Below are 12,709 nucleotides of genomic sequence, written 5' to 3'. Positions count from 1 at the left end.
GGTTTTATCGGTTACAATGGCTTCCAGTTGGAAGAGACGATGTCGTTCGCTGTCGTTCACACGTTCCGCGCACACGCCCGAAGCCCTGTCTTCCGATCGTGCCGGCAGTGCCGTTTCTCTTGAAAATCAACAGATTGCAGTCCACCGAGGTGGGCTGCCACGTGGCAGGGCGACAGTCCGCCGCGGAAATTCCGCCCGTTGCAGTCACGCCTGCTGTCGTTGCGCCCGATGGTTTGCCGGGTCCGGCCCCGCCGTCCGGCGGCCGTACCGCAACTCGCGGGGCACTTTCGCCGCGGCATGGCCACGGAACCCTGCTTCGACGATGGTCTCCCGTTGGCTGTGCAGCACGGACCGCACCGGTCGCGTGGCGCTGCAATGGTCGCGGGCGGTGTCGCGGCAGTTTGTGTTGACATTTTTCTTTGCATTCCAGTTGCAACATCCGCTGACGACATCGTTATGAACACTGATGAGGCCAAGAAGGTGCTCGAGACTGCCTTGTTGTGCGCGCGCGAGCCGATGACGCTGCACGGCATGAAGAAGTTGTTCGCCGACGACGCCGGCGCCGGCCTGGGCAGCGACATCATCAAGCGCCTGCTGGAAGAATTGCGCCAGGACTGGCAGGGGCGCGGCATCGAGATCGTCAGCCTGGCGTCCGGCTGGCGCTTCCAGAGCCGTCCGGAAATGAAGCCCTACCTGGACCGCATCGCGCCGGAAAAGCCGCCGAAGTATTCGCGCGCCACGCTGGAAACGCTGGCGATCATCGCCTACCGCCAGCCGGTCACGCGCGGCGATATCGAGGAGATCCGCGGCGTGGCCGTGAATTCGCAGACGGTCAAGATGCTGGAAGACCGCGGCTGGATAGACGTGGTCGGCTACCGCGAAGTGCCGGGGCGCCCGGCCTTGCTGGGCACGACCAAGCAATTTCTCGACGACCTGGGACTGGCCGCGCTGTCGCAGCTGCCGCCCCTGCAGCAGGTGGCCGACATCGGCGCCGGACGCAGCCTGGCCGCGCTGGAAGCGGCCCTGCAGCAACAATTTGACGATACTTCACCCGTTGAAGTCCCGATTCACGACCCTGCGCCCGCATCCAACGGTTGATTGTCGCGCCAGGTCAGCAAAACCAAGAAACGAATGATGAATCCAACTGACACTCACGAGACGATCCCTGCCGACGCGGGGCTGGAGGCGGCCGCCAAGCCGAAGCGCCGCACCAAGGCGCAGATCGCGGCCGACGCCGCCAATGCCGGCGCTGCCGATACTACCCAGCCGAGTGCGGCCCAGCCGGAAACCTCGGCCAAGCCGAAGCGCACCCGCAAGCCGGCTGCCGCCAAGGATGCGGCCGCCGATGCAGCCACTGCCGTGCCGGCAGCCGCTGCGCCGGTGCAAGACGATGCCGCCCCGGCGCCGGCGCGCAAGCCGCGCGCCAAAAAGGTGGCCGCCGAGCAGGCCGCCGCCGAGCAGGCCGCGCCGGTTGCCGTGGCCCAGCCGGTGGCGCCGCTGTCCGACTTCCAGCCGGAGATCGCCGTGCAGGCTGCCGTCAAGCGCGAAGCGCCGGCCAAGGCTGCGGCCAGGTCCGAGCGCAAGCCGCTGTCCGGCAAGCAGGTCAAGGTGGATGTCGAGGTGAGCACCCAGGCCGGCGACGCTGCAGCGGCCGCCGCGCAGGAAGAGGCGCAAGCCGGCGCCGTGCGCCAGGAAGCGGGACAGCGCAAGCCGCGCGGCCCACGCCAGATGCGCCAGCAGCGTGAAGAACGCCAGCTGCGCCAGCGCGACGAGCGCGCCCAGCAGGAACAGGATGCGTCCGCTGTCGAAACGGTTGCCGCCCAGCCGGCCGACGCCGATGCCGCTCCTGTAGAAGCCGGCAGCGCCGCCGCGCCGCGCCGCGAAGCGCGTGCCGGCAAGCAACAGAGGGATCAGAAGGAGCAAAAAGGGCAGCGCGGCCAGCAGTCCCAGAAGGGGCAGCGCGGCCAGCAGGCGCAGGACGGCCAGCCGGTGCAGGGCGGCCAGCCGGGCCAGCAAGGCAAGCAGCAGGCCGGCAAGCAGGGCGCCAAGCCGAACCGTCAACAGGATGGCAAGCAGGCCGGCCAGGGCGCCAACGCCAAAGGTACCAAGGGCGCCAAGGGTGCCAAGGGCAGCGATGCCGACGCCGTGTTCTCGTTCGTCACCTCGGACGCGTTCGACGCCAACGAAGGCGGCCGCGGCCAGGCGCAAGCGTCCAAGGCGCGCCGCGACCTGACTGCCGACGACGACGCGCCGAAGCTGCACAAGGTGCTGGCGGAAGCCGGCCTGGGGTCGCGCCGCGACATGGAAGAACTCATCGTCGCCGGCCGCGTGTCGGTGAACGGCGAGCCGGCCCACATCGGCCAGCGCATCCTGCCGACCGACGCCGTGCGCATCAACGGCAAGCTGCTGCAACGCCGCGTCAACAACAACAAGCCGCCACGCGTGCTGGTGTACCACAAGCCGGCCGGCGAGATCGTCAGCGCGGACGATCCGGAAGGCCGTCCGTCGGTGTTCGACCGCCTGCCGACCATGAAGACCGGCAAGTGGCTGGCGGTGGGCCGCCTCGACTTCAATACCGAAGGCCTGCTGCTGTTCACCAACTCGGGTGACCTGGCCAACCGCCTGATGCACCCGCGCTACAACATCGACCGCGAATACGCGGTGCGCACCCTGGGCGAGCTGGAAGAAGGCATGCGCCAGAAGCTGCTGGCCGGCGTGGAGCTGGAAGACGGACTGGCGAACTTCACCAAGATCGCCGACGGCGGCGGCGAAGGCGTCAACCGCTGGTACCGCGTGGTGATCGGCGAGGGCCGCAACCGCGAGGTGCGCCGCATGTTCGAGGCGGTCGGCCTGACCGTGTCGCGCCTGATCCGCACCCGCTACGGCGCGATGACGCTGCCGTCCGGCCTGAAGCGCGGCCGCTGGGAAGAACTGGAAGAAAACGACGTGCGCAACTTCATGGGCGCCTTCGGCATCGAGAAGAAGGGCGGCGCCGCGTCCGGCGGCGGCAAGGCCCAGGGGCAGGGCCAGGGGAGCAGGGAGCGCGCGGCGGGCGACGCCAACCGCGCCAACGGCAACCGCATCGACCGCGCCGACGCCAACCGCAATGCCGATCCGTTCGGTCCGCCGGTGGCGCGCGCCGGCGCGGCGCCGCAGGGCGGCCGCGGCCAGGGCGGCAGCCACCAGGGCGGCGGCTTCGGCGGCGGCCAGGGGCGCAGCAGCCGGCCGGGTAACGGCGGCGGCTACGGCGGCCAGGGCCGCAGCGGCGGCGGCGGGGGCAATGGCGGCAGCAAGGGGCCACGCCAGCCGGATCCGCTGCAGACCACGTTCGGCTTTGCCGGCGCCGGCCAGAACCGCCGTCCGCAGGGGCCGCGCGTGAGCGACAGCGGCATGCCGCGCCGCGGCCGGCGCGGGTAACTCGCGCAGGCCGGCGCGGGCGCCGACAGCGCGGCTTGCGCAGTGCCGGCCGCGCCGCTCCGGCTCCCGCCCGTACGGGAGTCGCGCATCGATGCAGGTGCCGGAATGGCTTCATGCTTCATGGCTGAAGTGTTGCATGCAAGTCCATTTTTGTATTCCTGTCGATTGCGACGATTCCCGTATCGGGTTATAATTCATGTCCTAATCAAGGGCACTTCGAAAAACCTGCTGCGCGTTGCACTGACGCCTTGCGATGCTCGCTGTACTGCTCGTACAGCCGTGCTTCCCGGGCGAAATTGCTGCCGCTCGCTACGGTTTTTCGAAGTGCCCTTGCAAGCATTTCCCAGTCTTTTCGGTGAATTGCTTGTCTGTGATTGGGAATCGAAGATGGGCAGTTGCCCATTTTTTTTTTGTTGAATCGTTTTAAGGGTCCGGCATCGGACCGCTATTGGAGAAGCGTTGTGCAGCTGTTCGATTTGATTGCCAAGACGGTCGATGGACTGGGCTACGAACTCGTGGAGATCGAGCGTGGCGAGCGAGGCATCCTGCGCGTGTTCATCGACTTCCCGGCGGCGGTGGCGGACGAAAAGGGACCGATCTCGGTCGAGGATTGCGCCACGGTGAGCCACCAGTTGTCGCACGTGCTGATGGTCGAAAACGTCGACTACGAGCGCCTGGAAGTGTCGTCGCCCGGACTGGACCGTCCGGTGCGCACCCTGGCCGACTTCGAACGCTTCGCCGGCAGCGAGTGCACCGTCAAGCTGCGCGTGGCCATGCCCGGCAGCGCGAACCGCAAGACCTACACGGGCATCCTGCATGCGCCGGAAGGCGACAAGATCGGGTTGGAATTTGAAGGCAAGGATGGCGCGGCGTTGTTGGAATTTACGCTGGCCGAATTGGATAAGGCACGTCTGGTGCCGAAGGTGGATTTTAGGAGTCGCAAAGCATGAGTCGCGAGATTTTATTATTGGTTGATGCGCTGGCGCGCGAAAAAAACGTCGATAAGGAGGTCGTCTTCGGCGCCCTCGAGTTCGCGCTGGCCCAGGCCACGAAAAAACGCTACGAAGGCGACGTCGACATCCGCGTGAGCATCGACCGCGACAGCGGCGAATTCGAAACCTTCCGCCGCTGGCACGTGGTGCCGGACGAAGCCGGCCTGCAGCTGCCCGACCAGGAAATCCTGCATTTCGAAGCCAAGGAACAGATTCCGGACATCGAAGTCGACGAATACATCGAAGAACCGATCGAGTCGGTCGAGTTCGGCCGCCGTTTTGCCCAGGACACCAAGCAGGTCGTGCTGCAGCGCGTGCGCGACGCCGAGCGCGAGCAGATCCTGCAGGACTTCCTGGAGCGCGGCGACGCGCTGGTTACCGGCACCATCAAGCGCATGGAGCGCGGCGATGCGATCGTCGAATCGGGCAAGATCGAGGCGCGCCTGCCGCGCGACCAGATGATCCCGAAGGAAAACCTGCGCATCGGCGACCGCGTGCGCGCCTTCATCCTGCGCGTCGACCGCAACATGCGCGGCCCGCAGGTGATCCTGTCGCGCACCGCGCCGGAATTCATCATGAAGCTGTTCGAGCTGGAAGTCCCGGAGATCGAGCAGGGCCTGCTGCAAATCAAATCGGCTGCCCGCGATGCCGGCGTGCGCGCCAAGATCGCGGTGTTCACCGCCGACAAGCGCATCGACCCGATCGGCACCTGCGTCGGCATGCGCGGTTCGCGCGTGCAGGCCGTGACCGGCGAGCTGGGCGGCGAGCGCGTGGACATCGTGCTGTGGTCGGAAGATCCGGCCCAGTTCGTGATCGGCGCGCTGGCCCCGGCCAACGTGTCGTCGATCATGGTCGATGAAGAAAAGCATGCGATGGACGTGGTGGTGGACGAGGAAAACCTGGCGATCGCGATCGGCCGTTCGGGCCAGAACGTGCGCCTGGCGTCGGACCTGACCGGCTGGAAGATCAACATCATGACCGCCGAAGAGTCCGCCAACAAGGCCGAGCAGGAAACCGCCGCCGTGCGCACGCTGTTCATGCAAAAGCTGGACGTCGACCAGGAAGTGGCCGATATTCTGGTGGAAGAGGGCTTCTCGAGTCTTGAAGAAATCGCTTACGTGCCCATCTCGGAGATGCTGGAGATCGAATCGTTCGACGAAGACACCGTCAACGAACTGCGCACCCGTGCCCGTGACGCGCTGGTGACCGAGGCGATCGCTTCCGAGGAAGGCCTGGAAGGCATGGAAGAGGCGCTGGTCAACCTGGAAGGGATGGACCGCACCACCGCCGGCAAGCTGGGTCTGGCCGGCATCAAGACCCTGGAACAATTTGCGGGACTGGCCTACGACGAATTCAGCGCCATCCTGGCTCTGCCGACCGAGCGCGCCCGCGACCTGATCACCAACGAATTTAATGATGTGACCGACGATGAGATGAAACTGGTCGACGCCAAGTACGACGACCGGGCCAAGGCATTGCAGGCGAAAGCCTGGAGCCAGGCGGAAACTGCCAAGGCCTGAGAAGCACGGAGACCGGAGCGAACGCAACCGGTCTTTCGCGCTTTCTAAAGCAAGCAAAATTCTTTATCATCTCGCGACACATAGAAAAGAGGACTGAATGGCGAGTAACAACGTAGCCCAATTTGCCACCGAACTGAAGATGCCTGCAGATTTGCTGCTGACGCAGCTGCGTTCTGCCGGCGTCGACAAAAGTTCGGCGTCAGATCCCTTGTCCAAGGATGATAAGGATAAGCTGCTGAACCACCTGCGCCGCTCCCACGGCGCCGCCGACCAGGGCGAAAAGAAGAAGATCACGGTGACCCGCAAGGAAACCTCCGAGATCAAGCAGGCTGACGCGAGCGGCAAGTCGCGCACGATCCAGGTCGAGGTTCGCAAGAAGCGCACCTTCGTGCAGCGCGACGACCTGGTGACCGCGAAAGCATCGCAGGCGCCGGTGATCGACGCCGCCGAGCAATCGCGCCGCGACGAGGAAGCGCGCCGCCAGTCGGAACTGCTGGCGCGTCAGGAAGCGGAACTGCGCGAAAAGCAGGAACGCCTGGCCAAGCTGGAATCGGAAAAGGCGGCGCAAGCCAAGGCCGCCGAGGAACAGGCCAAGCGCGAAGCCGAGGAGCGCGCACGCCGCGATGCCGAAGCCGCCGCGCAGGAGCAGGCGCGTGCGTCCGCCCAGGCCGCGGCTGCCGGCGCCGATGCGGCCAGCGCCGCGGCCGATGCCGCCGCCAAGGCCAAGCAGGCCGCCGCCGACGAAGCCAAGCGTGTCGCCGCCGAGGAAGCCAAGCGCAAGGCCGACGACGCCGCCAAGGAAGCCGCCGAACGCGCTGCCGCCACCGAGCGCGCACGCAAGGCCGTGGCCGACGAAGTGGCGCAGATCAAGGCCATGATGGCGCAGCCGCGCCGCGTGATCAAGGCGCCGGAACCGGCGCCGGTGGCCAAGCCGAAGCCGGCCGAAGCGGCCACGCTGCACAAGCCGGCCGACAAGAAGGCGGCCGACGCCAAGCCGGCCGAGTCGACCGGCAACGGCGCGCGTCCGAAGCCGGGCGACAAGAAGTCGATCAAGTCGGCCAACGTGGCCTCGACCTGGTCGGACGACAAGAAGCGCGGCGCGCCGGGCGGCGGCATGAAGGGCCGCGGCAACGCGGCGCCGAGCGGCGGCCGCGACGGCTGGCGCGCGGGCGGCGGACGCGGCGGACGCCGTGGCGGCCACGACGAGCGCGAATCGAACTTCCAGGCGCCGACCGAGGCGATCGTCAAGGACGTCCACGTGCCGGAAACGATTACCGTGGCCGAACTGGCGCACAAGATGTCCGTCAAGGCGTCGGAAGTCATCAAGCAGCTGATGAAGCTGGGCCAGATGTGCACCATCAACCAGGTGCTGGACCAGGAAACCGCGATGATCGTGGTGGAAGAGATGGGCCACAAGGCCTTCGCCGCCGCCGAGGACGATCCGGAAGCGCTGCTGGCCGACCAGGGCGAGCACGCCGAGTTCGAGTCGACCTCGCGCGCCCCGGTGGTGACCGTGATGGGCCACGTCGACCATGGTAAAACCTCGCTGCTGGACTACATCCGCCGCGCCAAGGTCGCCGCGGGCGAAGCCGGCGGCATTACCCAGCACATCGGTGCCTACCACGTGGACACCCCGCGCGGCATGGTCACCTTCCTGGACACCCCGGGCCACGAGGCGTTCACCGCCATGCGTGCCCGCGGCGCCAAGGCGACCGACATCGTCATCCTGGTAGTGGCGGCCGACGACGGCGTGATGCCGCAGACGAAAGAGGCGATCGCCCACGCGAAAGCCGCTGGCGTGCCGCTGGTCGTGGCGATCAACAAGATCGACAAGCCGGGCGCGAATACCGACCGCGTGACGCAGGAACTGGTCGCCGAAGGCGTGGTGCCGGAAGAATACGGCGGCGAGTCGCCGTTCGTCCCGGTGTCGGCCAAGACCGGCCAGGGCATCGACGACCTGCTGGAAAACGTGCTGCTGCAAGCCGAAGTGCTGGAACTGAAGGCGCCGGTCGAAGCGCCGGCGCGCGGCCTGGTGGTCGAGGCACGCCTGGACAAGGGCCGCGGTCCGGTCGCCACCATCCTGGTGCAGTCGGGTACGCTGCGCCGCGGCGACGTGGTGCTGGCCGGTTCCTCGTTCGGCCGCGTCCGTGCGATGCTGGACGAGAACGGCAAGTCGGTGACCGAAGCCGGTCCGTCGATCCCGGTCGAGATCCAGGGCCTGACCGAAGTGCCGAGTGCCGGCGAAGAAGCGATGGTGATGGCGGACGAGCGCAAGGCGCGCGAGATCGCCCTGTTCCGTCAGGGTAAGTTCCGCGACGTGAAGCTGGCCAAGCAGCAGGCCGCCAAGCTGGAGAACATGTTCGACCAGATGGCCGAAGGCGAAGTCAAGAACCTGCCGCTGATCGTCAAGACCGACGTGCAGGGTTCGCAGGAAGCGCTGGTCGGCTCGCTGCAGAAACTGTCGACCTCGGAAGTGCGGGTGCAGATCGTGCACGCGGCGGTCGGCGGCATCACCGAGTCGGACGTCAACCTGGCGACCGCGTCGAAGGCAGTCATCATCGGCTTCAACGCCCGTGCCGACGCCCAGGCGCGCAAGGTGGCCGAGGCCAACGGTGTCGACATCCGTTACTACAGCATCATTTACGATGCGATCGACGAGATCAAGACGGCGCTGTCGGGCATGCTGGCGCCGGAGAAGCGCGAGACCGTCACCGGCCAGGTGGAAATCCGCCAGGTCATCCTGGTGTCGAAGGTCGGCGCGATCGCTGGCTGCCTGGTCACCGATGGCGTGGTCAAGCGTACCTCGTCGGTCCGCCTGCTGCGCAACAACATCGTGGTCTGGACCGGCGAGATCGATTCGCTCAAGCGTTTCAAGGACGATGCGAAGGAAGTGCGCGCCGGCCTGGAGTGCGGCCTGTCGCTGAAGGGCAACAACGAAATCGAGGTCGGGGACGTCCTCGAAGTGTTCGAAGTCCAGGAAGTGGCACGTTCGCTGTAAGTACGGCTTGCGTTACCATGTGGGGTCGGGAGGCTCGCGCCGTGCGGCGCGGGGCGCCTGACCCCATTTTTTTTGACAAGAATAAAAACACACGTAGTAGAACATCATGGCAAAACATAGCAAAAGCATCCCGTCGCGCGGCCTGCGCGTCGCCGACCAGATCCAGAAGGACCTGTCGGAACTGATCGCGTTCGAACTCAAGGACCCGCGCGTGGGCATGGTCACCATCGCCGAAGTGCAGCTGACCCCGGATTACGCGCACGCGAAGATCTATTTCACGCTGCTCAAGGACAGCCCGGACGAGGTCAAGCAGACCCTGGAAGGCTTGAACAAGGCGTCCGGCTACCTGCGCAACCAGCTCGGCAAGCGCCTGCACATCCACACACTGCCGTCGCTGCACTTCGTGCACGACACCTCGACCCGCCGCGGCCTGGAAATGTCGGCCCTGATCGACCAGGCCAACGCCACCCGCGCCGCCGACTTCGACGCCGGCGCCGATGAAGGGCGAGAAGCAGGCGCGGAAACGGGCGCCGACAAGGCCGCGGACAACGAGTGAACGCGCGTCCCCCGAAAAAGCCGCGCGACCTGGTCGACGGCGTGCTGCTGATCGACAAGCCGGTCGGCCTGTCCTCGAACGATGCGCTGATCAAGGCCAAGCGCGTGCTCAACGCCAAAAAGGCCGGCCACACCGGCACCCTGGATCCGTTCGCCACCGGCCTGCTGCCGTTGTGCTTCGGCGAGGCCACCAAGTTCTCGCAGGACCTGCTGGAAGCGGACAAGACCTACCTGGCCGAAGTGCGCCTGGGCGTGACCACCACCACCGGCGACACCGAGGGCGAAGCGGTCGAGACGCGTCCGGTCGACGGCGTCACGCTCGAGCGCATCGAGGCCGCGCTCGCCAGCCTGCGCGGCCCGATCCTGCAGGTGCCGCCGATGTACTCGGCCCTGAAGCGCGACGGCAAGGCGCTGTACGAATACGCGCGCGAAGGCATCGTGCTGGAGCGCGAGGCGCGCCCGGTGACCATCCACGCGCTCGAGATGCTGGGCTACGAAGCGCCGATGCTGACCATCCGCGTCACCTGCAGCAAGGGCACCTACGTGCGCGTGCTGGGCGAGGACATCGGCAAATTCCTGGGCTGCGGCGCGCACCTGAACGCGCTGCGCCGGGTGCAGGTCGGCGCCTTGACGGTGGCCGGCATGGTGACGCTGGAAGACTTGCAGGCGCACGCCGATCCGCTGGCGCTGCTGGCGCCGGTCGATGCGCTGCTGTCGAGCTTTCCGGCGGTCGAGCTGACGGCGGAACTCGCCAAGCGCTTCCTCAACGGCCAGCGCCTGGCCCTGAACCGCGAGCCGGTGACGCTGCCCGAGCAGCAGGGCAGGGTGCGCGTGTACTTCGGGGGCAAGCTCCTGGGCAGCGCGATCCTGCAGGAATACGGCGTGCTGGCGCCCGAGCGCCTGATCGCGCGGCCGCAGGATTGAGATGCGGCCCGGGCGTTGGCGCGGATGAGCCGCCAGCGCCCGCCATCGCCCTGTCACCTTGCGCGGCCATGCCGGCCGTGGCCTGCCGGGAAATCGTCGGATTCTCGGCAAACCGTTGAAATTCCAAGGTTTTTCCACTCCTCCGCATGCAGCGTCCAGGCGCAGACGTGCTATACTATTCGGTTTCCATCATCGGCTGTCCGAGCGGAAGACGCGGGTTCATCCGACCATCACGCCATATCCTGTCGAAATAACACACATGTCAAACACCAAACGCGCGATTCGTAATATCGCAATCATCGCCCACGTCGACCACGGCAAGACCACCCTGGTCGACCAGCTGCTGCGCCAGTCGGGCACCTTCCGTGAAAACCAGGCGGTCGACACCCGCGTGATGGACTCGAACGACCTGGAAAAGGAACGCGGCATTACCATCCTGTCGAAGAACTGCGCGGTCGAGTACGAAGGCACCCACATCAACATCGTCGACACCCCCGGCCACGCCGACTTCGGCGGCGAAGTCGAGCGCGTGCTGTCGATGGTCGACTCGGTACTGCTGCTGGTCGACGCCCAGGAAGGCCCGATGCCGCAGACCCGCTTCGTGACCCGCAAGGCGCTGGCCCTGGGCCTGAAGCCGATCGTCGTCGTCAACAAGATCGACCGTCCGGGCGCGCGCGCCGACTGGGCGATCAACCAGACCTTCGAACTGTTCGACAAGCTGGGCGCGACCGACGAACAGCTGGACTTCCCGATCGTCTACGCCTCGGGCCTGAACGGCTACGCCGGCATGGACGAGAGCGTGCGCGGCGGCGACATGAAGCCGCTGTTCGACGCCATCCTGAAATACGTGCCGGTGCGCGACGACAATCCGGACGGCCCGCTGCAGATGCAGATCACCTCGCTGGACTACTCGTCGTACGTCGGCAAGATCGGCATCGGCCGCGTCAACCGCGGCCGCGTCAAGACCGGCCAAGACGTGATCGTCATGAACGGCCCTGACAGTACCCCGATCAAGGGCCGCATCAACCAGGTGCTGAACTTCAAGGGCCTGGAGCGCGTGCTGGTCGACGAAGCCGTCGCCGGCGACATTTGCCTGATCAACGGTATCGAAGAAATCGGCATCGGCTCGACCGTGTGCGCGCCGGACACCCCGGAAGCGCTGCCGATGCTGACCGTCGACGAGCCGACCCTGACCATGAACTTCATGGTCAACAACTCGCCGCTGGCCGGCCGCGAAGGCAAGTTCGTCACCAGCCGCCAGCTGCGCGAGCGTCTCGAGCGTGAACTGAAGGCCAACGTGGCGCTGCGCGTGCTGCCGACCGACGACGACACCACGTTCGAAGTCTCGGGCCGCGGCGAACTGCACCTGACCATCCTGCTGGAAAACATGCGCCGCGAAGGCTTCGAGCTGGCCGTGTCGCGTCCGCGCGTGGTGTACAAGATGGTCGACGGCGTGCGCCAGGAACCGTTCGAGAACCTGACCGTCGACGTCGAGGAAGTCAACCAGGGCGGCGTGATGGAAGAGCTGGGCCGCCGCCGCGGCGACCTGCAGAACATGGAATCCGACGGCAAGGGCCGCGTGCGCCTCGAGTACCTGATCCCGGCACGCGGCCTGATCGGCTTCCAGGGCGAATTCATGACCCTGACCCGCGGCACCGGCCTGATGAGCCACGTGTTCCACGAATACGCAGCGGTAGACAACAGCAAGGGCGAACTGGCCGGCCGCCGCAACGGCGTGCTGATCTCGCAGGACGATGGCGCCGCCGTGGCCTACGCGATCTGGAAGCTGCAGGACCGCGGCCGCATGTTCGTCGAGCACAACACCCCGGTGTACGAAGGCATGATCATCGGCATCCACTCGCGCGATAACGACCTGGTCGTGAACCCGATCAAGGGCAAGCAGCTGACCAACGTGCGTTCGTCGGGTACCGACGAAGCGGTGCGCCTGGTGCCGCCGATCCAGATGTCGCTGGAATACGCCGTCGAGTTCATCGAAGACGACGAGCTGGTCGAGATCACCCCGAAGAGCATCCGCCTGCGCAAGCGCTTCCTGAAGGAGCACGAGCGCAAGAAGGCCAGCCGCGAAGGCGCGTAAGCGTTGTCGAGGTAATGGAAAACCCGCTGCTTGCAGCGGGTTTTTTTATGGGTGCCGGTTCGGGCGCCGTCGTCCCCGGCCTTGGCGGCCCCCTTGGCGGGGACCCATGCCACGTCACCAAAAACACGTGCTCGGACACACCCGCGCATTTCCGGCGTAACGACTCCTAATGCTCGGTATGGGTCCCCGCCTGCGCGCACTACTGTCC

General features: G+C 66.2%; 8 protein-coding genes. All 8 read left to right on the top strand.

Translation table 11 applies throughout. From position 1 onward, the window contains the following. The first annotated feature begins 228 nt into the window (after positions 1-228). Positions 229-1,098 (top strand): SMC-Scp complex subunit ScpB, encoded by an 870-nt coding sequence (gene scpB / locus HH212_RS02565; protein ID WP_370663926.1) that lies wholly within the window; start codon positions 229-231, stop codon positions 1,096-1,098. A 36-nt stretch (positions 1,099-1,134) separates the two neighbouring features. Continuing rightward, positions 1,135-3,417, top strand: a complete 2,283-nt coding sequence (gene rluB / locus HH212_RS02560; RefSeq protein WP_170205221.1) for a 23S rRNA pseudouridine(2605) synthase RluB — start codon at positions 1,135-1,137, stop codon at positions 3,415-3,417. A gap of 461 nt (positions 3,418-3,878) precedes the next feature. Continuing rightward, the gene (gene rimP / locus HH212_RS02555) at positions 3,879-4,367 is read left to right on the top strand and encodes a ribosome maturation factor RimP (RefSeq protein WP_169433951.1); all 489 of its coding nucleotides are present in this window, start codon (positions 3,879-3,881) and stop codon (positions 4,365-4,367) included. Further along, positions 4,364-5,929 carry a transcription termination factor NusA gene (nusA, locus tag HH212_RS02550; protein WP_169433950.1) on the top strand — a complete coding sequence of 522 codons (1,566 nt, stop codon included), beginning with the start codon at positions 4,364-4,366 and terminating at the stop codon, positions 5,927-5,929. The genes rimP and nusA overlap by 4 nt, the downstream gene beginning before the upstream one ends. Before the next feature lie 97 nt (positions 5,930-6,026). Beyond that, positions 6,027-8,927: a translation initiation factor IF-2 gene (infB, locus tag HH212_RS02545; RefSeq protein WP_169433949.1), complete on the top strand. Its 2,901-nt coding sequence runs from the start codon at positions 6,027-6,029 to the stop codon at positions 8,925-8,927. Between the two features lie 106 nt (positions 8,928-9,033). Then, entirely contained in the window at positions 9,034-9,483 is a 450-nt protein-coding gene (gene rbfA / locus HH212_RS02540) for a 30S ribosome-binding factor RbfA (protein ID WP_169433948.1), read from the top strand. Continuing rightward, positions 9,480-10,406: a tRNA pseudouridine(55) synthase TruB gene (gene truB, locus HH212_RS02535; protein WP_169433947.1), complete on the top strand. Its 927-nt coding sequence runs from the start codon at positions 9,480-9,482 to the stop codon at positions 10,404-10,406. Before rbfA ends, truB begins: the two co-directional genes overlap by 4 nt. A gap of 259 nt (positions 10,407-10,665) precedes the next feature. Next, positions 10,666-12,501 (top strand): translational GTPase TypA, encoded by a 1,836-nt coding sequence (gene typA, locus HH212_RS02530; RefSeq protein ID WP_169433946.1) that lies wholly within the window; start codon positions 10,666-10,668, stop codon positions 12,499-12,501. The last annotated feature ends 208 nt before the right edge of the window (positions 12,502-12,709 follow it).

Source organism: Massilia forsythiae (assembly GCF_012849555.1).
Classification (GTDB): Bacteria; Pseudomonadota; Gammaproteobacteria; order Burkholderiales; family Burkholderiaceae_D; genus Telluria; species Telluria forsythiae.
Note: the sequence above shows the minus strand (reverse complement) of the source record. Positions and strands in the feature narration are given on the sequence as shown.